Origin of the sequence: Allobosea sp. Root381 (assembly GCF_001429395.1) — a bacterium.
Taxonomy (GTDB): Bacteria; Pseudomonadota; Alphaproteobacteria; order Rhizobiales; family Beijerinckiaceae; genus Allobosea.
On the sequence record NZ_LMJT01000001.1, the window covers coordinates 285,040 to 309,912 of the forward strand.

Below are 24,873 nucleotides of genomic sequence, written 5' to 3' on the forward strand. Positions count from 1 at the left end.
CGGCGGCATGGGGGAGGATCGCGGCACCCCCCTACCGCGCTGGCAGGATTGGCCCTAAGCGGGCTGTCATGACCGCCCCGAGCTTCACCCTGCGCCCTGCCCGCGACGACGATTCCGAGCCGCTTGCGATCCTCATCGCGGCGAGCTTCGCCGAATATCCGAACTGCCTGTTCGAGTGGTCCGAATTTCCCGAGCTGCGACGGCCCGCCAGCCATTTCGCCGCCAAGGGTGGCAAGCTCTGGATCGCGGATGCGCCCGGTGGCGGTATCGCCGCCTCCCTCGGCGTCGCACCCGTGCCGGAGCAGAACGCGGTCGAGATCACCAAGGTCTACGCGGCGCCGGCCTTCCGCGGTTCCGGCCTGGCGCAGGCGCTGTTCGCCGAGGCGCTGCGCTTCGCGCAAGACGGCGGCTATAGCGAGATCATGCTGTGGTCGGACAGCCGCTTCGCGCGCGGCCACCGCTTCTACGAGAAGCTCGGCTTCCGGCGCTGGCCGGGCGAGCGCTATCTCGCAGACGTCTCCGCGACCTGGGAGTATCACTTCCGCCTGCCCCTGCCTCGAAGATGAGTGCCGGGCCGGCTCTTCGCGCCCTGATCGGCATCGCGCTGCTCACCCTGATGGATGCGGTGATGAAGGCGCAGATGCAGTCCCAGCCCTTCGTGCTGGCGCTGTTCATGCGCTTCGCCATGGGCGGCATCTGCTCGCTTGCGGTCTTGGCCTTCGTGCGGCCCGCCATGCCGACGCGCCGGAGCGTGATCGGCAACTCCATCCGGGTCCCGGTCGTCGTGCTCACCGCGGGCAGCTTCTTCTATTCGCTGTCTGTGCTGCCGCTGGCGGAGGCGCTGACGCTCGCCTTCCTCGCCCCGGTCTTCGTCGCACTGCTCGGCGGGCTGCTGCTCAAGGAGCGGATGGACAGCCGCATCTTCCAGGCGCTGGCCTTCGGTGTCGCCGGCATGCTGGTGATGGTCTGGCCGCGCCTGCAGGGCCATGTCAGCGGTGCCGGCCTCGGCGTCGCCGCCGCGCTGTTCTCGGCCGTGACATATGCCTTCAACCTGGTCCTGCTGCGGCGGATCGCGATGCGGGAGCACCCGGCCGTCATCGTGGCCTTCCAGAATTGCGGGCCGGCGCTGCTGCTCGCCATCCCCGCCATGCTCTATTTCGCGCCGATGACGGCCGGCGACCTGCTGACTTATCTCGCGGCCGGTGCGCTCGGCGTCGCCGGCCATCTCACGCTGACATCGGCCTTCGCCAAGGCAGAAGCGTCGCGGCTCGCGCCGCTGGAATATACGGCGCTGATCTGGGCCAGCCTGCTCGGCTATTTCGTCTTCGGCGAAGTGCCGCTCTACACCACCTATATGGGGGCGGCGCTGATCGTCGCCGGAGCCGTCGCGATCAGCCGGCGGTAGACTTCGCCGGGAAGACGGCGCAGGTCTCGGTGCCGTGCGCCAGCAGCTTGCCGCGTTCATCGGTGAGGCGGCCCTCGCTGGTCGCGACCGTTCCACCGCGATGGATCACCCTGCCCTCGCAACGGACGATGCCGCTTCCCGGCATGACCGGACGGACATAGTTCACCTTCATCTCCAGCGTCGTATAGCCCTCGCCGGACTTCAGCGTCGCATGCACGGCGCAGGCCATGGCCGAATCGAGGATGGTTCCGGTCCAGCCGCCATGGACGGTTCCGAGCGGGTTGAAGAAGCGTGCCGAGGGCCGTCCTGTGAAGACGACCCTGCCCTCATCGACCTCGATCAGCTCGAAATCCATCGTATCGGCGAAAGGCGGCGCGGGATGGCGCCCCGCTATCATGCCACGTAGGAATTCGAGCCCGCTCCCGGCGAGAAGGGTCTCCCGCGCCACCACCCCGACTTCACGCGCCATTGCTCACCTCAGTCATGTGTATATACACGTTAGGTGGCGTTCGATCTTGTGGTCAAGCCGCGTTCAGGGCGCCTCGCGGGTGACGCGGCGCAGCGCCTTGAGCCGGTCGCGCAGTTCGCTCCAGTTGTCGGCGCCGAGACCGCCCTCGATGCGCTCCTGCGCGGCACGCCAATGCGGGATCGCGGCCTCGATCGCGGCGCGTCCCCGCTCCGTCACGGCATAGATCGAGGCGCGGCCCTTGCATTCGACCGGCTCGATCAGCCCCGCTGTCACCAGCAGCTGCAGGTTGCGGGTGAGCGAGGTGCGCTCCAGTGCGAAGCGCTCGGCCAGCTCGGTCACGGAGCGCCAGGCGCCGGTGCTGAGCGCCGAGAGCAGCACGAACTGCGTGATCTTCAACCCCGTCGGACGCATCGCCTCGTCATAGGCGCGGGTCACGGCGCGCGCCGTCATGCGCACATGCAGCGCGACGCAGGTCCGGGCAATGTCGTCCAGTTGCGGGGCAGGAGTGGCGGGATCGGGCAGACGGGTCGTCATTTCGCCATGCTAGCGTGTTCCGAGGAGGTTGCCAGCCGGGACGGCCGAAGGCCGCGGGATTTAACCTTTCAACGGTTGGTTCCTTGACTCGCGGCGGGCACGCTCCTATCTCCGCGCCATCCGTTGGCACTCACATACTGAGACTGCTAACAGATGCCCATGGCGGGCCCTCGGAGGCCCGTATTGAATTTGAGCAAGAGGAAGACAGAACCATGAAGTTCCGTCCGCTGCATGACCGCGTCGTGGTCCGCCGCCTTGATGGCGAAGAGAAGACCAAGGGTGGCATCATCATCCCCGACACCGCCAAGGAAAAGCCCCAGGAGGGCGAGGTCGTCGCCGTGGGCCCCGGCGCCCGTGACGAAGCCGGCAAGCTCGTCGCCCTCGACGTCAAGAAGGGCGATCGCGTCCTCTTCGGCAAGTGGAGCGGCACCGAGGTCAAGATCGACGGCCAGGATCTCCTCATCATGAAGGAATCCGACATCATGGGCGTCGTCGGCTGATAGCCGCCTGACAGCCTCTTTCCCGTCATTTTCAAGGAGTTGCTCTCATGGCAGCTAAAGAAGTCAAGTTCTCCACCGACGCCCGCGACAAGATGCTGCGCGGCGTGGACATCCTCGCCAACGCGGTGAAGGTCACGCTCGGCCCGAAGGGCCGCAACGTCGTCATCGAGAAGTCCTTCGGCGCCCCGCGCATCACCAAGGACGGCGTCACCGTCGCCAAGGAGATCGAGCTCGCCGACAAGTTCGAGAACATGGGCGCCCAGATGGTTCGCGAAGTCGCGTCCCGTCAGAACGACCATGCCGGCGACGGCACCACGACCGCCACGGTCCTGGCCCAGGCGATCGTCCGTGAGGGCTCCAAGTCGGTTGCGGCCGGCATGAACCCGATGGACCTGAAGCGCGGCATCGATCTGGCCGTCGAGGCCATCATCGCCGACCTCAAGAAGAACTCGAAGAAGGTCACCTCGAACGCGGAAGTCGCGCAGGTCGGCACCATCTCGGCCAACGGCGACGCGTCGGTCGGCGAGATGATCTCGAAGGCCATGCAGAAGGTCGGCAACGAGGGTGTCATCACCGTCGAGGAGGCCAAGACCGCCGAGACCGAGCTCGACGTCGTCGAGGGCATGCAGTTCGACCGCGGCTACCTGTCGCCCTACTTCATCACCAACTCGGAGAAGATGGTCGCCGAGCTGGAAGACCCCTACATCCTGATCTTCGAGAAGAAGCTGTCGTCGCTGCAGGCGATGCTGCCGATTCTCGAGGCCGTCGTGCAGACCGGCAAGCCGCTGCTCATCATCGCCGAGGACGTCGAGGGCGAGGCCCTGGCCACGCTCGTCGTCAACAAGCTCCGTGGCGGCCTGAAGGTCGCTGCCGTCAAGGCTCCGGGCTTCGGTGACCGCCGCAAGGCCATGCTCGAGGACATCTCGATCCTGACCGCCGGCCAGATGATCTCGGAAGACCTCGGCATCAAGCTCGAGACCGTGACCCTCGCCCAGCTCGGCCGCGCCAAGAAGGTGCGCATCGAGAAGGAGAACACCACGATCATCGACGGCGCCGGCAAGAAGAAGGACATCGAGGCCCGCGTCTCGCAGATCAAGGCGCAGATCGAGGAGACCACCTCGGACTACGACCGCGAGAAGCTCCAGGAGCGCCTGGCCAAGCTCGCCGGCGGCGTCGCGGTGATCCGCGTCGGCGGCGCGACCGAGGTCGAGGTCAAGGAGAAGAAGGACCGCGTCGACGATGCCCTGAACGCCACCCGCGCTGCGGTGGAAGAAGGCATCCTGCCGGGCGGCGGCGTCGCCCTGCTGCGCGCGCTTTCCTCGGTCAAGGGCATCAAGACCCAGAACGACGACCAGAAGACCGGCGTCGAGATCGTCCGCAAGGCGATCGCCGCTCCGGCCCGCCAGATCGTCGACAACGCCGGCGATGACGGCGCGGTCGTGATCGGCAAGCTGCTCGAGTCGAAGGACTACTCCTACGGCTACAATGCCCAGACCGGCGAGTACGGCGATCTGGTCAAGGCCGGCATCATCGACCCGACCAAGGTCGTGCGCACGGCGATCCAGGACGCGGCTTCGATCGCCGGCCTGCTCATCACCACCGAGGCGATGATCGCGGAGCTGCCGAAGAAGGACGCCCCGATGCCCCCGATGGGCGGCGGCGGCATGGGCGGCATGGACTTCTGAGGAAGTCCAGACGCCCAAAGCGTCCAAGTGCCGAAACCGGGCAGGCCCGGTTTCTGTGGCGGCATGGGTTTCTGATCCAGCCTCTCAGGCAAATACAAGGAAGGCCCGGCGCAAGCCGGGCCTTTTTCTTTGGCGTATCCTCTTCTTGGGCGCGACGTTGTGCGCCATGCAACGGAGGCGCTCCGCCCGCGAGCCGACATGATGTCCTCGGCCCCTTGTCTCGCCTATAAAGGAGGCAAGCGCCTCCAGCTTGAGCCGGCGCGAAAACCCAACACCGATCGGGAGAGGTCCATGAAAACCTCCGCACTGTTTTCCGGCGCTGCCTTCGCCGCAACCCTGTTCATGTCGGCCCAGGCCGCCCGCGCCGATATCGTGATCGGGCTGATCGCGCCGCTGACCGGCGCGGTCGCCGCCTATGGCGACCAGGTCAAGAACGGCGCGCAGACGGCCGTCGAGGTCATCAACAAGAACGGCGGCGTGCTCGGGCAGAAGCTCGTGCTGAAGCTCGCCGACGATGCCGCCGACCCGAAGCAGGGCGTCTCCGCCGCCAATCTGCTGGTCGGCGACAATGTGAAGTTCGTCATCGGGCCGGTGACATCCGGCGCCGCCATGGCGGTGTCGGACGTGCTGGCCGAGAGCGGCGTGCTGATGGTGACGCCGACGGCGACCACGCCGGCGCTGACGACGCGCGGCCTCACCAACGTCTTCCGCACCTGCGGCCGCGACGACCAGCAGGCCGACATCGCCGCGGCCTATGTCCTGAAGAACCACAAGGGCAAGAAGGTCGCCATCGTCCACGACAAGGGCACCTATGGCAAAGGCCTGGCCGACGCCTTCAAGAAGGGCATCAATGCCGGGGGCATCACCGAGGTCGTCTCGCTGACGGTCAATCCGGGTGACAAGGACCTGTCCGCCGTCGTCACGCGGCTGAAGGCCGCCGATGTCGACCTGATCTATTTCGGCGGCTACCACCCCGAGGGCGGCCTGCTCTCGCGCCAGCTCGCCGATGCCGGCGTCAAGGCGACGATCGTCGGCGGCGAGGGCCTGTCCAACACGGAGTTCTGGGCGATCGGCGGCAGCACGGCCGCCGGGACGCTGTTCACCAACGCGACCGACGCCCTGAAGAACCCCGACTCCGCCGCGGCGGTCGCGGCGCTGAAGGAAAAGGGCATCCCTCCCGAGGCCTTCACGCTCAACGCCTATGCCGCGGTCGAGGTCCTGAAGGCGGGCATCGAGAAGGCCGGCAAGGCGACCGACGCAACGGCTACGGCGAAGGCACTGAAGGACGGGCTCCAGATCAAGACCGCGATCGGCACGCTCGCCTACGACAAGAACGGCGACCTGAGCTCGCCGAGCTTCTCGATGTTCAAATGGGATGGCGGCAAGATCGTCGCCGCGGACTGAGGCGAGCGGGCAGAACGTGGAGCCTGCCGCCGCTTCGCGTCCGCACCGCTGCGTCCGCTGCCGTTATTGCGAGCGAAGCGAAGCAATCCAGCAAAGCGTAGAGCACTGCCGCCCCTGGATTGCTTCGTCGCTTCGCTCCTCACAATGACGGTGATGGCGGCGCAACCCGGCGATGATGGCCTTAGCCTTGTCCCGCGATGACATTTTGCTCATCCGGGAGCATCGCCATTGAAAGGCCGTATCGGCTGCGACATGGTCGCATCCGCGGCTCCCGTCGCGATTCAAGCATTCACCAGGAACAGCCGATGCGCCCGTTGAGTTTCGCCGTAGCCGCGCTAGCCGTGATCGCGCTCGTCGTCGGACAGCAGATCGGCAATGCCGGCACGATCGGCATGGGCGTCATCGGGCTGCTGCTCGCCTTCGTGACCTTCAGGGCGCCTTCGCTCGCCTTCTTCCTGCGCATCTTCTGCGCGGTCTTCGGCATCGAATACGTCCTCTTCGGCGGCGCCGCGCTGCTCGGCCAGACCGGACTCTGGCCGACGGACACCGGAATACCCGCCTTCCCGACCAGCCTGCCGACCACGGTCGGCGTATTCAGCATCCTCGTCTACGCGATCTCCTTCGTGCCGGTGATCGCGAAGATCGCCCGGCTCGCCTCGCCCTATTTCGAATCGCAGCAGACGACGACCGCCAATCTCTGGCCGATCGGGCCGTTCCAGATCCGGCTCGGCACGCTCGCCGTCGCGCTCTTCGTCTTCCTGATCGTGCTGAACCAGGTCCAGGTCGGCATCACGCTCAGGCTCTCCTTCTTCAACCGCGATATGTATGACGCGCTGCAGAACAAGGATGCGGCGGCGTTCTGGTACCAGCTGTTCTGGGTGTTCTGCATCTGGGCGGGGATCTGGGTCGTCTCGAACCTGATCGAGATGTTCGCGAACTACACCCTGCTGATCCGCTGGCGCCGCTTCATGGCGGAGGAGTACAACGCTCGCTGGCTCGGCCGCGGCACGCATTACCGCATCGCGCTCGCCGGCACGGTCGACAACCCCGACCAGCGCATCGCGGAAGATACGCGCTCCTTCGTCAACTCGACCTACGGCTTCGCGCTGCCGCTGCTGACGCAGATTTCCACCCTCGTCTCGTTCTCGATCATCCTCTGGAACATCAACGTCGCCTTCAACCTGCCCGGCACCAACATCGCGATCCCCGGCTACATCTTCTGGGTCGCCTTCCTCTATGCGGCGGCGGCAACCTGGCTGACTCACCTCATCGGCCGGCCGCTGATCGGCCTCGAATTCGAGCAGGAGCGGCGCGAAGCGAATTTCCGCTTCTCGCTGGCGCGCCTGCGCGAATACTCCGAGCAGATCGCGCTGATGTCCGGCGAGCGCACCGAGCGCGTGCATCTCTCGCAGCGCTTCGGCGAGATCGTCGAGAACTTCTACCGGCTGGTCTGGCGCCGGCTGAAGCTCACCACCTTCACGCTGTCCTACAACCAGGTCAGCGTCGTGCTGCCCTACATGATCCTGGCGCCCTACTATTTCGCCGGCACGATCACGCTCGGCGTGATGATGCAGGTCGCAGGCGCCTTCGACCGAGTGCAGACCGCGCTCTCCTTCATCATCAACAGCTACTCCTCGATCGCCTCCTATCTCGCCTCGATCGCCCGTCTGACGAGCTTCGAGCACGAGATCGAGAAGGCGCGCGACGACGCGGCGGATGCGACGATGCGGCGCGAGCGGATCGGCGAAAGCGAGATCAGCCTCTCCGAGACTGTGCTCGAGTTGCCGAACGGCCAGCCCATCGTGCGGATCGGAGAGCTCGATCTCGGCAAGGCGCGCTCGACGTTGGTGGTCGGCCCGTCCGGCTCCGGCAAGTCGACCATGTTCCGCGCCATCGCCGGCATCTGGCCGTTCGGCTCCGGCAAGGTCGGCATCCAGGCCGACGCCGAGATCATGCTGCTGCCGCAGCGCCCCTATCTGCCGCAGGGCTCGCTGCGGGCGGCGCTGGCCTATCCCGCCGAGGCCGAGGCCTATGGCGAGGCCGAGATCCGAGAGGCGATGGAAAAGGTCCGGCTCGGCCATCTCGCCGACCGGCTGGACGAGGTCGACCTCTGGGGCCAGCGCCTCTCCGGCGGCGAGCAGCAGCGGCTTGCCGTGGCGCGGGCGCTGCTGGCCAAGCCCGACTGGCTCTTCCTCGACGAGGCGACCGCCTCGCTCGACGAGAAGCTCGAGGTCGAGATCTACGACGCCATTTCGCGCGAGCTGCCGGACACGCGCATCGTCTCGATCGGCCATCGCTCGGCGCTGCGCGGCATGCATGAGGCGATCGTGACGATGGAGCCGAACGACGACGGCACCTTCACACCGCGCGAAACGTCGAAGGCGGCGGCGGAGGCGTAGGCCTGCTGCTGCCGTACGGCTTCGCTTCACAGCGCGTCATGCTCGCCCTTGTGGCGAGCATCCACGTCTTGAACACCGGCCTTGGCGACGAAGACTTGGATGGCCGGCACAAGCCCGACCATGACGGAGAAGGCATGTTTAGAGCGCTCTTCGATCAGATTGAAACGCTCTCCCCGTCATTGCGAGAAGCGCAAGCGACGAAGCAATCCAGGGGCAGCACGCGTTCTGCGACGGCACCCGATGCGATCCCGCGCCCCATCCGAGAACTCCGGAGCTCTCGATGGATCCCGAAGCCGCGCTGCTGACGCAGCTTGCCCGGGATGACGTCGCGTTTCCGAAAGAACCGCGGATACGGAAAGAGCGGGTTCTTTACAGCGCCCGGTCGAACTGGATCTCGCCCGCGCCGCCCTTGAGCACGAGCTTGCCGTTGACGAGGTCCCAGTTGCGAGTGGCACGTAGCGCGGTCAGGAAGCTTCGCTCGAAATCCGAGGCGCCCTTGTCGCAGCTGCGCTTGGTCAGGGCGAGCGGCCCGACGGCGAAGGATTGCTGGCGCATCGGATAAGCAGCCGCCGAAAATGTGTTGCAGCCGCCGAAACCGGTGCCACGCAGGTTGCTGTCGACCTGGAAGGTGGCGCGCCGGTCGGCGACCGGCCTGCCGTTGAGCGAAACCACCGTCCAGGAGGCGCCAAGCGGGAAGTTCTTTTCCTGCTGCGGCTGGGCCGGCGCCTGCGGCGTCCCCAGCTCCTCGCGCGACGGCATCTGCTGGCGGCGCTGGGCGTTTGCGTCGGACGGCAGCAGCAGCGGCGCGGCGATCGCGGAGAGAACGGCGGCATAGCCAAGGCGTCGAATCATTGTCGTCTTACCCGGTCGTCTAACCTGAAGTCGCGCGCGGACGCACGGAAGGGCCGCAGCCCCAGCGGTCGGTCTCATGAAACGCGTAGCGGGCTATCGCGCCGCGATCAACCGCGAAGCGGATTCGCCTACGATTTCCGAACCACTCATCGACCGACAACGCGGAGAATTTTGGGCACACCTGCGCAGGAGCAAGGAAATCCCGTTCAGATACGCGCCCGGAGCCGCTCGATCAGCGGATTGGCCTTGCGGAAGACATAGGCGGGCGCGCTGACGGTGATGTCGTCGGCACCGGCCTTCGCCAGATGATCCACCAGCGCGAACACCGCCTTTTCGGGGCAGTGGATCGTCACGATCCCGCCGGGCGCGCTCGCCCCGAAGGGCAGCCTGGCGCCGAACAGCCGAGCGAGATCGCCCAGCGTATCGGAGGCGGCATCGAGCCGCGCCCGGATCTCACGCACCGAGCGCGCCTCCTCCTCGGCCGCGATCCGCGACAGGATGGCGTTCGCAGCCGCCTTCGCGCGCGCCCCCCAGGGCGCGCGGACGGAGGCGACGAGATTGGCTTCGGAGGCCAGCATCACGCCATCGTCGAGGATCTTCAGCGCGTTTGCGGAGAGGGTCGCACCGGTCGTCGTGATGTCGACCACGATCTCGGCCGAGCCGGCCGCCGGCGCGCCCTCGGTCGCGCCCAGGCTCTCGACGATGCGATAGTCGGCGAGGCCGTGGCTGGCGAAGAAGCGCCGGGTCAGATTGACGTATTTGGTGGCGACGCGGAGCTTGCGGCCCTGGCGGATGCGCATGGTCGAGGCGACATCGTCGAGATCGGCCATGCTGCGCACGTCGATCCAGGCCTGCGGCACGGCGACCACGACATTGGCGTGGCCGAAGCCGAGCGGCGTAAGCATCTCGACCGCGGCATCGGCATCGGCCACCTGCTCGCGCACCAGATCCTCGCCGGTGATGCCGAGATGGGCGGCGCCCGAGGCCAGTTGCGCCACGATCTCGGAGGCCGAGAGGAAGGCGACCTCCGCCCCCTCGACGCCGGCGATCGTGCCGCGATAGTCGCGCTCGCCGCGCGACTTGACGAATTTCAGCCCGGCGCGGCCGAAGAAGGCGGTGGCGTTCTCCTGCAGCCTGCCCTTGGAGGGAACGGCCAGGACGAGCGGAGCGTCGTTCACGAGGGGGGTCTCAGTCATGCGGCTTCTCCCGCCAGGCGATCGAGCCAGATCGAGGCTCCGACGGCCGGGATCGGCGCGGCCGCGCCGAGACGGCGCAGGACGTCGTCGTAGCGGCCGCCGCCGGCGACCGGCTTGATGTCCGGACGATCGGGATCGTGCAGCTCGAAGATGAAGCCGGTATAGTAATCGAGATTGCGGGCGAAGGCGGCCTGGAAGGCGATTGCCCCGACATCGACGCCGCGCACGGCGAGGAAGCCGGTGCGCTCGTCGAAAGCGTCGAGCTCGCGGCCGAGATCGAGCGAAGCCTGGTCGGCGAGCGCGCGCAGCGCGGCGGAAGCCGTGTCAGGATCGCCCTTGATCGCCAGAACCTGCGCCAGCAGGGCCTTCACATCGGCATTGACCGGGTTCTCGCGCTCGGCGGCGCGGGCCAGGAAACGCTCGGCGATATCGCCGGCGCTGCGGCCGCCGACCGTCGAGATGCCGGCGATGGACAGCACGTCCTCGACAAAGGCCTTGGCGGCCTTGGGATCCTGCCCTTCCAGCGCCTTGAGCAGGCCGGCATGGGCGGAGCCGCCCTCGGCAGCCGCAGGATCAAGCGCATCGACCGCCTGCGGGCCCCTGCCCTGCACGACGGCGCGCATCAGCCGGCGGCGGGCGCCGGCCGGAACGGACAAGCCGTCGAGCAGCGCGCCGAGCAGCGCGACGTCGCCCATCAGGATCTTCGGCTTCGTCAGCCCGAGCATCGCCGTCGCCTCGACGGTCAGCGCCATGATCTCGGCATCGGTCGCGGTGAAATCGTCGCGGCCGAAGGATTCGATGCCGGCCTGGGCGAACTCGCCGGGCTCGCGGCTGCGCATGCGGAAAACCGGCCCGGCATAGGCATAGGCCGCCGGCTCGCTCGACCCGGAGGCGATGTGATCGAGCGCGACGGGGATGGTGTATTCCGGCCGCAGGCACCAGTCGCGGCCATCGGCATCCTGCGTCATGAAGATGCGGCGGCGGATGTCCTCGCCCGACAGATCGAGAAAGACGTCGGCCGGCTGCAGGATCGCGGGTTCGGCGCGGGCATAGCCTTCGCGCGCGAACAGCGCGATCACGGTCTCGATGCTGGCTGCGATGGCGGGCACGGCTGCTTCATCCTGTTGCGGGCGCTGTCCTAGCAGCGGCGGCCAGAATTTTCGACCGGTTTGAGGGAATTGGGTGAACGGGAATCGACAGGCACGGGAACCGCAACGCCCCATTACCTTCTCCCGGATGGGAGAAGGTGGCGCGGAGCGCCGGATGAGGGACTGCCGTTTCCGCTGAGAGCGCCACGGCGCCGTTGCGGCCTGGCGATCAGCGGCGGGCCGTCATCCCTGCCCTTCTCCCACAAGGGAGAAGGGTTCCCCGCGCTCTACGAATGTCGCGCGAGAACTCGCTTCACGCCCTCGACCAACTCCGCGACCGGCACGGCGAACTGAGCCTCCGCCTGCTTGGCCTTGTGCTCGGCGGAATCCTTCACGTCGCGCGCAGCGGCGGCGAGCTCGGCGCCGAGGATCAGGTCCTTGATCACGACCGTGCCGGCTTCGCGCTCGGACGAGCCCTGGATCACCGCGCAGATCGCGCCGCGGCGGTCGGCATATTTCATCTGGGCGTTGAAGCCGGAGGCGCCGAGATAGAGATCGGCGCGGACGAGCGGCTTACCGTTCTCGCCCTTTGCCTGCCGGAGCGCCGAGACCATCGCCTGATAGCCCGGCATAAACTCCGGCGACTTGTTGTCCATGGCGGTGACGACGACGAGCGGCAATTCGTTCTTCTGGTCGACGATGGGAGACTTCACCGCCTTCAGCGCCGAATAGAGCCTGGAGACGCCGATCGAGAAGCCGGTCGCCGGCACGGGCTCGGGCCGGAAGCGGCCGACCAGCCCGTCATAGCGCCCACCGCCCGCGACCGAGCCGAAGCGCACGACCTGCCCGTCGTCATTGGTGACCGGGAAGGTCAGCTCCACCTCGTAGACCGGGCCGGTGTAGTATTCGAGGCCTCGGACGACGGAGGGGTCGATGCGAATGCGATCAAGCTGGTAGCCACTTGCCGAAACGAACTCGTTCAGTTCGCGAAGTTCGCGAATTCCGTCTTGATAAACCGTGTTCTCCGGAAACAACTTGGCGAGTTTTTCGACCGTCAGGCCATTTCCCATTCTGATTTCAACGTCGCTGTCAGAGAATTTCCACGCGACAGTCGCTTCGCCGGGCGTTCCTGTATCAATGTCATTCTGCGTATGGCCCGGGGCGGCTAGAACGTAGAGCAAAATGCCGTCGGCCTGCTCCTCGCTCAGCCCCGCGCCCTTCGTGAAATCCCCGCTCTCGTCCTTCCGCCCCTCGCCCAGCAAGAGCCGGACGCCCTCGGGGCCAAACTTGTCCAACTTGTCGATGGCGCGCAGCACGGTCAGCCGGCGGCCCACATTCTCCTCGCCGCCCAGCCCGATGGCCTCCATCACGCCGTCCAACACCTTGCGGTTGTTGACCTTGACGACATAGTCGCCGCGCTTGATGCCGAGCTTCTCCATCGTGTCGGCTGCAAGCATGCAGATCTCGGCATCGGCCGCGACGGAGCCCGAGCCCACGATATCGGCGTCGAACTGCATGAACTGGCGGAACCGCCCCGGCCCCGGCTTCTCGTTGCGGAAGACATAGCCGGCGCGGTAGCTGCGATAGGGTTTCGGCAGCGCGTCGAAATTCTCGGCGACATAGCGGGCGAGCGGCGCCGTCAGGTCGTAGCGCAGCGAGAGCCACTGCTCGTCATCGTCCTGGAAGGAGAAGACGCCCTCGTTCGGCCGGTCCTGGTCGGGCAGGAATTTGCCGAGCGCGTCGGTGTATTCGACGAAGGGCGTCTCGACTGGGTCGAAGCCATAGACCGAGAAGCTCTCGCGGATGACGGCGAGCATGCGCTCGGTCGCGGCGACATCGGCCGGACCGCGATCGACGAAACCGCGCGGCTGGCGGGCTTTCAGCTTGGCGGAAGCAGGCTTTTCGGCGGACATGGCACTTCGTTTCGTTGTCGGGCGTTGTCTGTTTTGTCGGCCGGCTTCGTCCCACAAATCCGACACCGGCGTTCGGTAGCCCGCGCGACGGAAACGGGCAAGCACGAGAACCGCAACACGCCCTCCTCCCCCTTGTGGGGAGGAGTTGGAGGTGGGGGTTGCCCCGCTTGCGAGAGCTCACCGAGCGGCACCACCCCCATCCCTAACCCTTCCCCACAAGGGGGAAGGAAATCGCGTGTCCTGCGAAGCCTGCTACTCCGCAGCCGCCAGCCCCCGCGTCCGCAGCGGCCTGTCCGCAATCCCTGCCTTGTGCAGTTTCTCCGGCAGCGGGCCGCCGGTCGCCCAGTCCAGCAATTCGGCTGTGTGGACCACCGGCACGTCCGAGCCCTTGTCGGCAAAGCCCTTCGCGATCTGGGTCATGCAGCCGATATTGCCGGTCGCGACCAGCATCGGCTTCGTCTTTTCGATATTGCCGACCTTGCGCTCGCGCAGGCGTCCGGCGATCTCGGGCTGGAGAATGTTGTAGACGCCGGCCGAGCCGCAGCAGATATGCCCCTCCGGCACCTCCTTGACGCGGAAACCGGCGGCGGCGAGCAGGCGCTTCGGCCCGTCCTTGAGCTGCTGGCCGTGCTGCATCGAGCAGGCGGAGTGATAGGCGATCGGCATCGCGACGTCGCGGACGGGCGCGAGCGTCAGCGTCTCGAGGAATTCGGTGACGTCCTTCGCCAGCGCGGCGACCCTCGCCGCCTTTTCGGCATAGGCCGGCTCGTTGCGGAACATGAAGCCGTAATCCTTGATCGTGGTGCCGCAGCCGGAGGCGGTGATCAGGATCGCATCGAGCCCCTTGCCCTCGATCTCGGCCATCCAGGCGTCGATATTGACGCGGGCGAAGGCGAGCGCGTCATGCTCGCGGCCCATATGGTGGACGAGCGCGCCGCAGCAGCCCTCGCCCTTGGGCAGTACGACCTCGACGCCGTGGCGGGTCAAAAGCCGGATCGTCGCCTCGTTGATCGCGGGGTCGAGCACCGGCTGGGCGCAGCCCGACAGGATAGCGACGCGCTTCGCCGGGACGGCCCCGGCCTCGGGCGCGAAGCTTTGGGGCCCCTCCATATGCGAGCGCGTCGGAAGACGGCCCGGCGCGAGCGCCAGCATCGCCCTCAGCCGGTCGCCGACGAAGGGCAAGGCGCCGAAGGCGGGCGCGAAAGGCTTCGCCAGCATCGCGCCGAGCATGGCGAGGCGGAAGCGCTCCGGATAGGGCAGCACGGCGGCGAGGATGCGCCGGAGCAGCCTGTCGTGCCAGGAGCGCTTATGGGTTTCCTCGATATGAGCGCGGGCATGGTCGACGAGGTGCATGTAGTGCACGCCCGACGGGCAGGTCGTCATGCAGGACAGGCAGGAGAGGCAGCGGTCGACATGCTTCACCACCTCGGGCGTGGCCGGCTTGCCGTTCTCTAGCATGTCCTTGATCAGGTAGATGCGCCCGCGCGGGGAATCGAGCTCGTCGCCGAGCAGGAGGTAGGTCGGGCAGGTCGCGGTGCAGAAGCCGCAATGCACGCAGGTGCGCAGGATCTTCTCCGAGGCCGGAAGCCGCGGATCGGATGCGAGAAGCTCGGGGGTGAAATTCGTCTGCATGATTACGCTCTGATCGTCCTGTCACCCGCAACAGCCCTTCCTTCTCCCGAATGGGAGAAGGTGGCGCGGAGCGCCGGATGAAGGGCCTGCCGTTGCACAAGAAGACACCACGGTGCCGTTGTCCCCTTGTGATCGGCCGCTGGCCCTCATCCCTGCCCTTCTCCCTCACGGGAGAAGGGTTACCCGCGCCTTGCCTCAAATCCCCGCATACATCCGCCCCGGCTCGAACAGGCCGACCGGATCGAAGCTCTTCTTGATATCGGCCGTCACGCGCATCAGCGGCTCCGCCAGCGGTTGGAACACCGCAACAGTCGCGCGGATCGTGGCCGGCGCGCGCACCAGCGTCGCATGGCCGCCATGGGGCTGCATCGCGCTGCGGATCGTCGCGGCCGCGGCATCCACCCCGGCGGGGACCGCGAGCCAGACCAGCCCGCCGCCCCAGTCATAGAACCAGCGCGCGCCGGGCAAGCGCTCGGCGATCGCGGCGACCGCGCGGGGCCCGGCGGTCGGGGCCAGCGAAAGCCGCCAGACGGCCTCGTCGGTGCCGGCGAAGAAGCGGGCATCGCGGACATCGCGCCAGAGATCCTGCGACGCATCGCCCTCCAGCATCTCCGGCGCGCCATGGACACGCAGCAGATCGGCGAGTTCATGGCTGCGATAGACGACCGAGTCGGAGAAATTCTCCAGCCGCAGCAGCGTGCGGGCCTGATCGGCGCCGATGCCCTCCGGCAGATGCGCCGCGGCGAAAGGCTCGAAGGGCGAGCCGAGCGCCGCCGAGAGCAGCGAGACGGCAGCCTCGTCCGACAGGCCGCGCCAGACCAGGGTGACGATGCGCTCGGGCACCGGCAGCACGCGGAAGGTCACCTCGGTCAGGAAGCCGAGCGTGCCGAAGCTGCCGGCGACGAGCTTCACCAGATCGAGCCCGGTGACGTTCTTCATCACCCGGCCGCCCGATTTCACCAGCTCGCCGCGGCCGTTGACCATGCGGATTCCGATTAGCGAGTCGCGCGCAGCACCGGCATTGATGCGCCGGGGCCCGGAAATGTTGCCGGCAGCGACGGCGCCGATGGTCGGCTCGCCCTCGGTGCCGAGCAGGTCGCGGTGGTCCATCGGCTCGAAGGGCAGCATCTGGCCGCGCTCGGCCAGCGTCTGCTGCACCAGCGCCAGCGACGTGCCGGCGCGCGCGCCGATCACCATCTCCGCCGGCTCGTAAAGCGTGATGCCGGTGAGACCGGCGCTGGAAAGCGTGCTCTGCGTCTGCGTCGGCCGGCCGAGACCGGTACGGGTGTTGCCGCCCATGATCGAGAGCGGCGTCGCCCCGTCGATCAGGGACTTCACGATGGCGCAGGCCTGCGGTTCGGTGGTGGGGATGTGGAGGGTCATGCGCGCAGCTTTGTCATGCCGCCACCCTTCCCTCGAGCGGGAACACCTTTGCCGGGTTGAGCAGCCAGTTCCGGTCGAACACCGCTCTCACCCGCATTTGCTGGGCAAGGTCTTCGGCGTTGAACTGGAAGGTCATCAGGTCGCGCTTCTCGATGCCGACGCCGTGCTCGCCGGTGAGGCAGCCGCCGACCTCGACGCAGAGCTTGAGGATGTCCATGCCGGCATCCTCGGCCTTCTGCGCCTCGACCGGATCGTTGCAGTTGTAGAGGATCAGCGGGTGGAGGTTGCCATCGCCGGCATGGAAGACATTGGCGACGCGAAGCCCGTAGCCCTTCACGATCTCGTCCATGCGGCGCAGCACATGAGGCAACTGGCCGGTGGGAATGGTGCCGTCCATGCAGATATAGTCGGCGATGCGCCCGGTCGCGCCGAAGGCGGATTTGCGGCCCTTCCAGATCGCCGCCGCTTCCATCGCGGACTTGCTCTCCTTCACCGTCTTGACGCCGTGCTCCCTGGCGATCGCGACGATGCGGGCGAGCTGCGCGTCCATCTCGGCATCCGAGCCCTCGACCTCGATGATCAGCAGCGCCTCGACATCCATCGGGTAGCCGGCCTTGGCGAAGGCCTCGCAGATCTCGATCGCCGGCTTGTCCATGAACTCCATCGCGACCGGGATGATGCCGGCGCCGATGATCGCCGCGACCGCCTCGCCCGCCTGCTCGCTGGTCGGGAAGCCGAAGAGCACGGGCCGCGCACCCTCGGCCGCGCGCAGGATGCGGACCGTCGCCTCTGTGACGATGCCGAGTTGGCCTTCCGAGCCGACGATGAGGCCGAGCAGGTCGAGCCCCGGCGCATCCAGCGCAGCCCCGCCGATTTCGACGATCGAGCCATCGAGCATGACCAGCGTGACGCCGAGCACGTTGTTGGTGGTGACGCCGTATTTCAGGCAATGCGCCCCGCCCGAATTCATGCCGATGTTGCCGCCGATAGAGCAGGCGAGCTGCGAGGACGGGTCGGGCGCGTAGAAGAAGCCCTCGGCCGAGACCTCGCCGGTGACGGCGAGATTGGTAACGCCGGCCTGCACCTTCGCGACCCGGTTGGCGTAGTCGATCTCGAGGATGCGGTTCATCTTCGAGACGCCGATCACCACCGCGTCCTCCTGCGGGATCGCGCCGCCCGCGAGCGAGGTGCCGGCGCCGCGCGGCACGACCGGCACGCCCTGCTCGCCGCAAAAGCGCAGCACGGCCGCGACCTCCTGCGTCGTCGAGGGCAGCACGACGGCGAGCGGCAGGCGGCGATAGGCGGTCAGGGCATCGGTCTCGTAAGGCCGGCGCTCATCCTCGGCAACGATCAGCGCCTCCGGCGCGACCAGCCCGGACAGGCCCTGGATGATCTCGCCGCGGCGGGCGAGGATCGACGGATCGGGCGCGGGAAAGGCGATGGCGGACATGGGGAGGATTCCTGGGCGACATCGCCGACCCTAGACGAAATCGAAACTGCTTGCAGCGTGAGCAACGCGCATGATTATTTCCAATTCGGAAAAGATGGCAGGAGCACACCACCGGCTATGGATCGTTTCGGAGATCTCGACGTGTTCGCGCATGTGGTGACGGCGCGCAGCATGTCGGCCGCGGGCCGGCAGCTCAGCCTGTCGCCGGCCGTCATCTCGAAGCGCATCCGCAGACTCGAGGAGCGGTTGGGCATACGGTTGCTGCAGCGGACGACGCGGCAGCTTTCACTGACGGAGGCCGGCCAGGGCTTCTACGAGCGCGTCGTCTCGATCCTGTCCTCGATCGAGGATGCCGAGGCCTGGGTCGCCAGCGGGACGGGCCAGGCCCGAGGGACGCTGCGGGTCTCGGCGCCCACCTCCTTCGGCCGGCTCCACATAGCGCCGCATCTCAAGCCCTTCCTCGACGCCCACCCGCTGGTGACGGTCGATCTCGTCCTGACCGACGACTTCATCGACATCGTCGGAGAGGGCTTCGACCTCGCCATCCGCATCGCAGACCTGCGCGATTCGAGCCTGGTGGCAAAGCGGCTCGCCCCCAATCACCGCGTGCTCTGCGCTGCGCCTGACTATCTCGCGCAGGCCGGCTTGCCGGGCAGCATCGAGGATCTCGCGCGGCATATGCTGATCGCGCACAACACCGACCATTGGCGCCTGGACGGCCCCGAGGGGCCGGTCACGGTGCGGGTCAACGGTCCGCTGCGGACGAATTCGAGCGAGGTGGTGCGCGAGGCGCTTCTCGCCGGCGTCGGCATCGCGCTGCGCTCGACCTGGGATGTCGGGCCGGAGCTGAAATCGGGCGCGCTGCAGCGGATTTTGCCGGAATACTCCGTCGGCAGGCGCGTTGCCGTCCACGCCGTCTATCCGAGCCGGCGCCACATGGAGCAGAAGGTCCGCGCCTTCGTGGACTATCTCGGCGATCTCTATGGCCAGACGCCCTATTGGGATGCGGGGCTGGAACTCTGAGATTGCGGCAAGGTCCAGTCGCGTCATGCTCGCGCTTGCCCCGAGCATCGCTTTCAGGAGATTCTCGGGTCTGCGCTTCGCTTCGCCCGAGAATGACGACCGGGCTCTCAGCACTCTTTGGAGGTCATTCATGTTCGGCGTTATCGACGGAACCGGCGCGACGATCCTCGACCCGCGCTTCCACCGCGTGATCCCGGGCTCGGCGCGGGTCGAGCGGTTGTGGAGCGGCTCGCGCTGGGCCGAGGGGCCGGCATGGTTCCCGGCGCATAACAGCCTGGTCTGGTCCGACATCCCCAACGACCGGATGCTGCGCTACGACGCGCTCTCCGGCCAGGTCGGCGTCTTCCGCCAGCCGGCGCGCAACAGCAACGGCAACACGGTCGATCCCCAGGGCCGGCTCGTCACCTGCGAGCATGGTGGCCGGCAGGTGACGCGCACCGAGCATGACGGCTCGGTCACGGTGCTCGCCAGCCATTATCAGGGCAAGCGCCTGAACTCGCCCAACGATCTTGTGGTGAAGTCCGACGGCTCGATCTGGTTCACCGACCCCGACTACGGCATCCTCAGCGACTATGAAGGCAACAAGGGTGACAGCGAGATCGGCGCCTGCAACGTCTATCGCATCGACGGCGCCACCGGAGAGCTGACGCTCGTCACCGATGATTTCGTCAAGCCGAACGGCCTCGCCTTCTCGCCGGACGAGCGCATCCTCTACATCGCCGACACCGGCGCCAGCCACGATCCCGAGGACGGCCCACGCCATATCCGCGCCCTTCGCGTGTCGGAGGACGGGACGAAGCTGGGCGCCTCATCGATCTTCGCCCGCTGCACCGCCGGGCTGTTCGACGGCTTCCGCCTCGATGTAGCAGGCCGCATCTGGACGAGCGCCGCCGACGGCGTCCATGTCTACCACCCCGACGGCACGCTGATCGGCAAGATCGCGATCCCGGAGGTCGTCGCCAATGTCTGCTGGGGCGGGCCGCGGCGGAACCGGCTCTTCATCTGCGGCACCAGTTCGCTCTATGCCGTACTGACGAACACCAACGGGGCGGTGTGGCCAGGCCAGAGCTGAAGCGGCGCGGTCGTTACAACCGTCATTGCGAGCGAAGCAATCCAGCAGGACTTGGCGCCCAACGCCCCTGGAATGCTTCGTCGCTTTCGCTCTCCGCAATGACGTGCGCTTGAAAGCGCCGCAGGTGGCACGCCCCTTGCTGACCTGCATGCATCGTCCGCCATTGGGGTGCATGCATGTTCAAACGTCTGGCTGTTTCCGCGGCAATAGCGTTTTCCCTCGCCACCGCCGCTCAAGCGGAATCGGTGGTGCGCTACGGCATTTCGATGGCCGATATTCCGCTGACGTCCGGCCAGCCGGATCGCGGTGCCGGTGCCTACAAGTTCACCGGCTATACGCTCTACGACCCGCTGGTCGCCTGGGAAATGGATGTCGCAGATCGGCCGGGCAAGCTCATGCCCGGGCTCGCGACCGAGTGGAAGGTCGATCCGGCCGACCAGAAGAAATGGCTCTTCACCCTGCGCGACGGCGTTAAGTTCCATGATGGTTCGGCGCTCGACGCCGCAGCCGTGGTCTGGAACCTCGACAAGGTGCTCGACGAAAAGGCGCCGCATTACGACCGCCGGCAGGCCGCGCAGGTCAAGCCGCGTCTGCCCTCGGTCGCAAGCTACCGGGTCGTCGATCCGAAGACGGTCGAGATCACCACCAAGGCGGTCGATTCCTTCTTCCCCTACCAGATGCTCTGGTTCCTGGTCTCCTCGCCCGCGCAGTACGAGAAGGTGGGCAAGGACTGGGACAAATTCGCGTTGACGCCCTCGGGCACCGGCCCGTTCAAGCTCGACAAGCTAGTGCCCCGCGAGCGCGCCGAGCTGGTGAAGAACGCCGAATACTGGGACAAGAAGCGCCTCGCCAAGGTCGATCGCCTCGTCCTGCTGCCGATGCCCGAGGTTCTGGCACGCACCAATGCGCTGATCACCGGCCAGGTCGACATGATCGAGACGCCGGCGCCGGACACCGTGCCGCAGCTCAAGGCGGCGAAGATGCGGATCGTCGAGAACGTCACCCCGCATGTCTGGAACTACCACCTCTCGGTCGCGCCGGGCTCGCCCTGGGCGGATGTCCGCCTGCGCAAGGCCCTCAACCTCGCCATCGACCGCGAGGGCGTCGTCGCGCTGATGAACGGGCTGGCACGGCCCGCCGTGGGCCAGGTCGATCCGACCAGCCCGTGGTTCGGCAAGCCCTCCTTCCAGATCAAGTACGATCCGGAAGCCGCGAAGAAGCTGCTCGCCGAAGCCGGCTATTCGAAGGACAAGCCGCTCAAGACCACCTTCGTCATCGCGCAGGGCGGCTCCGGCCAGATGCAGTCACTGCCGATGAACGAGTTCATCCAGCAGAACCTTCGGGATGTCGGCATCGAGGTCGAGTTCAAGGTCGTCGAGCTGGAAGTGCTCTACACGCGCTGGCGCAGGGGCGCGAAGGACGAGATGAACGGCGACGTGACCTCGAACAACATCGCCTATGTCACCTCGGACCCACTCTACGCGATCATCCGCTTCTTCCATTCGAACCAGGTCGCTCCGGTCGGCGTGAACTGGGGCACGTGGTCGAGCCCGGCGGTCGACGCGCTGCTCGACGAAGCGATGAAGACCTTCGACGTCGCCAAGCAGGACGAGCTTCTGGCCAAGGCGCATGAGAAGATCGTCGACGACGCCGTGCTCGGCTGGGTGGTGCACGACACCAACCCGCACGCGCTCTCGCCCAAGGTGAAGAAGTTCGTTCTGGCCCAGCACTGGTTCCAGGACCTCACGACGATCGGCCTCGACTGAGGTTCGGAGGCGCCATTCGCCGACGTCGACGCCGTCATCCCGGACGCAGAGACGGCAAGAGCCGGGGTGACGGCGGCGAGCACCGACAAGGCCGAACAGGGGAGCTCGCTACCCTTTCGGCGGCTCGGCCTTCAGATGGGCGACGATGAAGGGCATCGCCAGCCCGAGCGCGACGAAGCGCATGAGATGATGGGCCCCGACATAGAGCGGATCGAGGCCCATGGCGAAGGCGAGCATCGCCATCGCCTCGAGCCCGCCCGGAGCGAAGGCTGCCATCGCCGTGGCGAAGGGCACGCCGGCCAGCCAGGCAGCCGGCCAGGCAAAGGCGCAGGCGACCGCGATCGATACGACGAAGCCGCCGATGGCGAGCGGGAACAGGGCCGCAAGCTCGCGTCGCTTCACGGATGAGACGCGCCCGCCCATCACCGCGCCGAGCATGATCAGCACCGCGATCTGGATCGAGCCCGGCAGTGTGCCATGCACGATTCCGGCGCCATGAAGGATCGCGCTGGCGGTCGTCGCCCCCAGGATCATCGGCGCCGTCACGCCCATGCGCTCGAAGGCGAGGCCCGCAGCAAGGCCGCAGGCCATGATCAACAGGAACTCGCCGGCTCCGACGATCAACGTCTCGGGCGGCTGCCCGGCAACGCCATGGCCGGCGATCTGCATGATGCTCGGGAGGAAGGCGACCAGGACGAGGATGCGGAAGAGCTGGACGACGGCGATCTTGCCGATGTCGGCTCCCTTGGCCTGCGCCACCGCTATCACCGCCGAGAGCGCGCCGGGCGCCGAGGCGAGCAGCGCGTCGATCCAGGACCAGCGCGCGACGTAGCGCAGATAGGCGCCGCTCGTGAGCATGATCGCGGCAAGGGCGAGCATCAGCAGCGCGAGCGAGCCCGGGTAACGCGCAGCCGCGGCAAGCGCTTCCGGCGTCGCGGCCGAGCCGATGAGCGCGCCCGAAACCAGCATGGTGGCATCGAACCAGGGCTTGCGCAGGTCCGGCAATGGCCGGATCAGGCCAACGATTGACACCAGGAGCATCGAGCCCGAGAGCCAGGCCGCCGGCACGGCGAAGAAGGCAAGCGCCGCGCCTCCGCAGGCGGCGATGACGACGACCATCGCCTCGAGCGAAAGGGTCGCAACTCCGGTCGAGTGAAATGCCGAGCGAGTCATGGCGTCCGCGCTGCGCGCCGCCAGCCTGCGCCGCTGCCCCGAGGTAATGATCGCCGGGGACGGCGCGGTCAAACGCCGAGCGCGCAAAAGCGCGCAGGCCCGCCCTGCATGCAGAGCAGGCCTGGGAAAGCCCGCCTCGTCAGCCCTGCGCCAGCGCGCGCTGCAGCCGCACCACCGTCTCGGTCAGATCCGCGGCGTTGCGCGCGAAGCAGAGGCGCAGGCCCGTCTCGCCGCCGGCGCCGAAGGCCGTGCCGGGCGCGAGCCCGACATTGGCCTTGTCGACGAGGTCGATGGCGAGCGCGCGCGAATCCGTCCAGCCATCGACCGAGAAGAACTGGTAGAAGGCGCCGTCGGGCGGAGAGAGCGTGACGCGGTTGGTCGCCTTCAGCCCCTCGGCGATTATGCGGCGCCCCTCGGTGGCGCGGGCGATCTGCTCGGCAATGAACGACTCGCCCTCGTCGAGGGCGGCGATGGCGGCACGCTGGACGAACACCGGCGAGCCTGAGGTCGAATACTGGATCAGGTTCTCGATGATCTGCGCGAAGGCGGGCGGCGCCTCGATCCAGCCGACGCGCCAGCCGGTCATGGCCCAGTTCTTCGAGAAGGTCTGTACGAAGAGGATGCGGTCCTCAGGCTGCATCACGTCGTGGAAGGAGGCTGCGCGGGCCGAGCCGTCATAGACGAAGCGGGCGTAGATCTCGTCGGCGATGATCCAGATGCCGTGCTCGCGGGCCAGCGCCAGGATCGCTGCGAGCTCGTCCTTCGTCGCGGTCCAGCCGGTGGGGTTCGCCGGCGAATTGATCGCGATCGCGCGGGCCTTCGGTGTGATCGCCGCCGCCAGCCGGTCGAGATCGAGCGTGAAGCGGCCCTGGACGTAGTCCATCGGCACATTGACCGGGATCGCGCCAGCGACGCCGATGGCGGCGGCGACATTCGGCCAGGCCGGCGTCGGGATCACCACCTCGTCGCCCGGCCCGGTGATCATGCGCACGACGATCTGGACGGACTGCATCCCCGAGCCGGTGACGAAGAAGCGATCCATCGCGAAGGGTTGGCCGTAGAGCGCCGTGTGGTAGCGGGCCAGCGCCTCGCGGAGTTCCGGAATCCCGCGCTGCCAGGTGTAGAAGGTCTCGCCGGCCGCGAGCGACTTGTTGGCGGCCCGCACGATGAAGTCCGGCGTCGGCAGATCGCCCTCGCCGACCCAGAGCGGGATAAGCCCCTCCTTCAGCCGGCCATGGTTTACGACCTCGACAATGCCGCTCTCGGGCGCGTTGCGTGCCTCGGGCCGCAGTTCGGCGATCAGGCTGGAGCCCGGAAGCGTGACGGTGGACATGCGTTTCGACCTCGCGACTGTGACACCGCCTGCTTTAGCCGATGACGGCGCAAGCGGGCATGAAATCGCGAGATCGGGTCGATCGGTCGCGGTGATGAATCGGCGCGCCCGATCGCGCGCTTCAGACCGATTTCTGCCGCAGCAGATCGCGGATCTCGGTCAGCAGGATGACGTCCTCGGCTGGCGGCGGCGGGGCCGTGGGCTTTTCCTGCTCCTGCCGGCGCAGGCGGTTGATGCCCTTCACCACCAGGAACAGGACGAAGGCGATGATCAGGAAGTTGAGCGCGACCGTCATGAAGGAGCCATAGGCGAGCACCGCGCCCTGTTTCTTCGCCTCGTCGAGGACCGGCGCCGTGACGCCGCTGTTCAGGCCGATATAGTAATTCGAGAAATCGAGGCCTCCGAGCGCCCCGAAGAACGGCATGATAATGTCGGAAACGAGCGAATCGACGATCTTGCTGAACGCCGCGCCGATGATCACGCCGATGGCGAGATCGACGACATTGCCCTTGAGCGCGAATTTCTTGAATTCATCGAGCATGTTGAAGCCTCTTCTCTCGACTGGGCGCGACAGCGCAATAAGGCTGCGTCGCATT

At 67.0% G+C, this 24,873-nt stretch carries 21 protein-coding genes; 9 read left to right on the forward strand and 12 right to left on the reverse strand.

The annotated features are described in order from the left end of the window. The first annotated feature begins 68 nt into the window (after nt 1-68). Both ASE63_RS01350 and ASE63_RS01355 read left to right on the forward strand, forming a co-directional pair. On the forward strand, nt 69-566 hold the full coding sequence (locus ASE63_RS01350) for a GNAT family N-acetyltransferase (RefSeq protein WP_056795334.1): 498 nt from the start codon (nt 69-71) through the stop codon (nt 564-566). Further along, nucleotides 563-1,405, forward strand: coding sequence for a DMT family transporter (locus ASE63_RS01355; protein WP_056795337.1), 843 nt, complete (start codon nt 563-565; stop codon nt 1,403-1,405). Before ASE63_RS01350 ends, ASE63_RS01355 begins: the two co-directional genes overlap by 4 nt. Here ASE63_RS01355 and ASE63_RS01360 read toward each other — a convergent pair. After that, a complete protein-coding gene (locus ASE63_RS01360) occupies nt 1,392-1,874 on the reverse strand; it encodes a PaaI family thioesterase (RefSeq protein ID WP_056795338.1) in 483 nt (160 codons plus the stop codon). The two genes, ASE63_RS01355 and ASE63_RS01360, sit on opposite strands and share 14 nt — an antisense overlap. Before the next feature lie 63 nt (nt 1,875-1,937). Beyond that, nucleotides 1,938-2,408 (reverse strand): MarR family winged helix-turn-helix transcriptional regulator, encoded by a 471-nt coding sequence (locus ASE63_RS01365; RefSeq protein ID WP_056795341.1) that lies wholly within the window; start codon nt 2,406-2,408, stop codon nt 1,938-1,940. Between the two features lie 212 nt (nt 2,409-2,620). Here ASE63_RS01365 and groES point away from each other — a divergent pair, with 212 nt between their 5' ends. From groES to ASE63_RS01385, 4 genes are all read left to right on the forward strand, one after another. Further along, nucleotides 2,621-2,908 (forward strand): co-chaperone GroES, encoded by a 288-nt coding sequence (groES, locus tag ASE63_RS01370; RefSeq protein WP_056795343.1) that lies wholly within the window; start codon nt 2,621-2,623, stop codon nt 2,906-2,908. A gap of 47 nt (nt 2,909-2,955) precedes the next feature. Continuing rightward, nucleotides 2,956-4,593, forward strand: a complete 1,638-nt coding sequence (groL, locus tag ASE63_RS01375; RefSeq protein WP_056795346.1) for a chaperonin GroEL — start codon at nt 2,956-2,958, stop codon at nt 4,591-4,593. A 342-nt stretch (nt 4,594-4,935) separates the two neighbouring features. Continuing rightward, nucleotides 4,936-5,997 (forward strand): branched-chain amino acid ABC transporter substrate-binding protein, encoded by a 1,062-nt coding sequence (locus ASE63_RS01380; protein ID WP_162261710.1) that lies wholly within the window; start codon nt 4,936-4,938, stop codon nt 5,995-5,997. A gap of 305 nt (nt 5,998-6,302) precedes the next feature. Further along, nucleotides 6,303-8,396 carry an ABC transporter ATP-binding protein/permease gene (locus ASE63_RS01385; RefSeq protein ID WP_082609552.1) on the forward strand — a complete coding sequence of 698 codons (2,094 nt, stop codon included), beginning with the start codon at nt 6,303-6,305 and terminating at the stop codon, nt 8,394-8,396. A gap of 369 nt (nt 8,397-8,765) precedes the next feature. Here the strand turns inward: ASE63_RS01385 and ASE63_RS01390 are convergent, their stop codons facing one another. The 7 genes from ASE63_RS01390 to ASE63_RS01420 all read right to left on the reverse strand — a co-directional run bounded on the left by ASE63_RS01390 (nt 8,766) and on the right by ASE63_RS01420 (nt 17,910). Beyond that, a complete protein-coding gene (locus ASE63_RS01390; protein ID WP_056795355.1) occupies nt 8,766-9,248 on the reverse strand; it encodes an META domain-containing protein in 483 nt (160 codons plus the stop codon). A gap of 206 nt (nt 9,249-9,454) precedes the next feature. After that, a complete protein-coding gene (gene hisG, locus ASE63_RS01395; protein ID WP_056795359.1) occupies nt 9,455-10,444 on the reverse strand; it encodes an ATP phosphoribosyltransferase in 990 nt (329 codons plus the stop codon). Then, nucleotides 10,441-11,553: an ATP phosphoribosyltransferase regulatory subunit gene (locus ASE63_RS01400; RefSeq protein ID WP_056795362.1), complete on the reverse strand. Its 1,113-nt coding sequence runs from the start codon at nt 11,551-11,553 to the stop codon at nt 10,441-10,443. The genes hisG and ASE63_RS01400 overlap by 4 nt, the downstream gene beginning before the upstream one ends. Before the next feature lie 266 nt (nt 11,554-11,819). Beyond that, nucleotides 11,820-13,445: a histidine--tRNA ligase gene (gene hisS, locus ASE63_RS01405; RefSeq protein ID WP_056795363.1), complete on the reverse strand. Its 1,626-nt coding sequence runs from the start codon at nt 13,443-13,445 to the stop codon at nt 11,820-11,822. A gap of 252 nt (nt 13,446-13,697) precedes the next feature. Continuing rightward, nucleotides 13,698-15,077, reverse strand: a complete 1,380-nt coding sequence (glcF, locus tag ASE63_RS01410; RefSeq protein ID WP_056795365.1) for a glycolate oxidase subunit GlcF — start codon at nt 15,075-15,077, stop codon at nt 13,698-13,700. A 195-nt stretch (nt 15,078-15,272) separates the two neighbouring features. After that, entirely contained in the window at nt 15,273-16,460 is a 1,188-nt protein-coding gene (locus ASE63_RS01415; RefSeq protein ID WP_056795367.1) for an FAD-binding protein, read from the reverse strand. Nucleotides 16,461-16,473: 13 nt separating this feature from the next. Then, entirely contained in the window at nt 16,474-17,910 is a 1,437-nt protein-coding gene (locus ASE63_RS01420) for an FAD-linked oxidase C-terminal domain-containing protein (RefSeq protein ID WP_056795369.1), read from the reverse strand. Between the two features lie 117 nt (nt 17,911-18,027). On the opposite strand from ASE63_RS01420, the gene ASE63_RS01425 reads away from it, so the two are divergent. The 3 genes from ASE63_RS01425 (at nt 18,028) to ASE63_RS01435 (ending at nt 21,771) form a co-directional block, all read left to right on the forward strand. Then, nucleotides 18,028-18,933, forward strand: a complete 906-nt coding sequence (locus ASE63_RS01425) for a LysR family transcriptional regulator (protein ID WP_056795371.1) — start codon at nt 18,028-18,030, stop codon at nt 18,931-18,933. Nucleotides 18,934-19,063: 130 nt separating this feature from the next. Further along, complete coding sequence (locus ASE63_RS01430; protein ID WP_056795374.1) at nt 19,064-20,005, forward strand: SMP-30/gluconolactonase/LRE family protein; 942 nt, start codon at nt 19,064-19,066, stop codon at nt 20,003-20,005. Nucleotides 20,006-20,181: 176 nt separating this feature from the next. Further along, nucleotides 20,182-21,771, forward strand: a complete 1,590-nt coding sequence (locus ASE63_RS01435) for an ABC transporter substrate-binding protein (RefSeq protein WP_056795376.1) — start codon at nt 20,182-20,184, stop codon at nt 21,769-21,771. Between the two features lie 108 nt (nt 21,772-21,879). Here ASE63_RS01435 and ASE63_RS01440 read toward each other — a convergent pair whose 3' ends face one another. From ASE63_RS01440 to mscL, 3 genes are all read right to left on the reverse strand, one after another. Then, nucleotides 21,880-22,944 (reverse strand): AbrB family transcriptional regulator, encoded by a 1,065-nt coding sequence (locus ASE63_RS01440; RefSeq protein WP_156410137.1) that lies wholly within the window; start codon nt 22,942-22,944, stop codon nt 21,880-21,882. 139 nt (nt 22,945-23,083) lie between these two features. Continuing rightward, nucleotides 23,084-24,277: a pyridoxal phosphate-dependent aminotransferase gene (locus ASE63_RS01445; RefSeq protein ID WP_056795381.1), complete on the reverse strand. Its 1,194-nt coding sequence runs from the start codon at nt 24,275-24,277 to the stop codon at nt 23,084-23,086. Nucleotides 24,278-24,398: 121 nt separating this feature from the next. After that, a complete protein-coding gene (gene mscL / locus ASE63_RS01450) occupies nt 24,399-24,818 on the reverse strand; it encodes a large conductance mechanosensitive channel protein MscL (RefSeq protein ID WP_056795384.1) in 420 nt (139 codons plus the stop codon). Nucleotides 24,819-24,873: the final 55 nt, after the last annotated feature.

What these genes read in the sequence shown, in the direction of transcription:
- ASE63_RS01355 (WP_056795337.1), top strand. Translation starts at nt 563, where the DNA reads ATGAGTGCCGGGCCGGCTCTTCGCGCCCTGATCGGCATCGCGCTGCTC.
- hisG (WP_056795359.1), bottom strand. Translation starts at nt 10,444, where the DNA reads ATGACTGAGACCCCCCTCGTGAACGACGCTCCGCTCGTCCTGGCCGTT.
- ASE63_RS01390 (WP_056795355.1), bottom strand. Translation starts at nt 9,248, where the DNA reads ATGATTCGACGCCTTGGCTATGCCGCCGTTCTCTCCGCGATCGCCGCG.
- ASE63_RS01420 (WP_056795369.1), bottom strand. Translation starts at nt 17,910, where the DNA reads ATGTCCGCCATCGCCTTTCCCGCGCCCGATCCGTCGATCCTCGCCCGC.
- ASE63_RS01360 (WP_056795338.1), bottom strand. Translation starts at nt 1,874, where the DNA reads ATGGCGCGTGAAGTCGGGGTGGTGGCGCGGGAGACCCTTCTCGCCGGG.
- ASE63_RS01430 (WP_056795374.1), top strand. Translation starts at nt 19,064, where the DNA reads ATGTTCGGCGTTATCGACGGAACCGGCGCGACGATCCTCGACCCGCGC.
- ASE63_RS01365 (WP_056795341.1), bottom strand. Translation starts at nt 2,408, where the DNA reads ATGACGACCCGTCTGCCCGATCCCGCCACTCCTGCCCCGCAACTGGAC.
- ASE63_RS01425 (WP_056795371.1), top strand. Translation starts at nt 18,028, where the DNA reads ATGGATCGTTTCGGAGATCTCGACGTGTTCGCGCATGTGGTGACGGCG.
- ASE63_RS01440 (WP_156410137.1), bottom strand. Translation starts at nt 22,944, where the DNA reads ATGACTCGCTCGGCATTTCACTCGACCGGAGTTGCGACCCTTTCGCTC.
- mscL (WP_056795384.1), bottom strand. Translation starts at nt 24,818, where the DNA reads ATGCTCGATGAATTCAAGAAATTCGCGCTCAAGGGCAATGTCGTCGAT.
- ASE63_RS01380 (WP_162261710.1), top strand. Translation starts at nt 4,936, where the DNA reads ATGTCGGCCCAGGCCGCCCGCGCCGATATCGTGATCGGGCTGATCGCG.
- ASE63_RS01415 (WP_056795367.1), bottom strand. Translation starts at nt 16,460, where the DNA reads ATGACCCTCCACATCCCCACCACCGAACCGCAGGCCTGCGCCATCGTG.
- ASE63_RS01385 (WP_082609552.1), top strand. Translation starts at nt 6,303, where the DNA reads ATGCGCCCGTTGAGTTTCGCCGTAGCCGCGCTAGCCGTGATCGCGCTC.
- ASE63_RS01435 (WP_056795376.1), top strand. Translation starts at nt 20,182, where the DNA reads ATGTTCAAACGTCTGGCTGTTTCCGCGGCAATAGCGTTTTCCCTCGCC.
- groL (WP_056795346.1), top strand. Translation starts at nt 2,956, where the DNA reads ATGGCAGCTAAAGAAGTCAAGTTCTCCACCGACGCCCGCGACAAGATG.
- glcF (WP_056795365.1), bottom strand. Translation starts at nt 15,077, where the DNA reads ATGCAGACGAATTTCACCCCCGAGCTTCTCGCATCCGATCCGCGGCTT.
- groES (WP_056795343.1), top strand. Translation starts at nt 2,621, where the DNA reads ATGAAGTTCCGTCCGCTGCATGACCGCGTCGTGGTCCGCCGCCTTGAT.
- hisS (WP_056795363.1), bottom strand. Translation starts at nt 13,445, where the DNA reads ATGTCCGCCGAAAAGCCTGCTTCCGCCAAGCTGAAAGCCCGCCAGCCG.
- ASE63_RS01350 (WP_056795334.1), top strand. Translation starts at nt 69, where the DNA reads ATGACCGCCCCGAGCTTCACCCTGCGCCCTGCCCGCGACGACGATTCC.
- ASE63_RS01445 (WP_056795381.1), bottom strand. Translation starts at nt 24,277, where the DNA reads ATGTCCACCGTCACGCTTCCGGGCTCCAGCCTGATCGCCGAACTGCGG.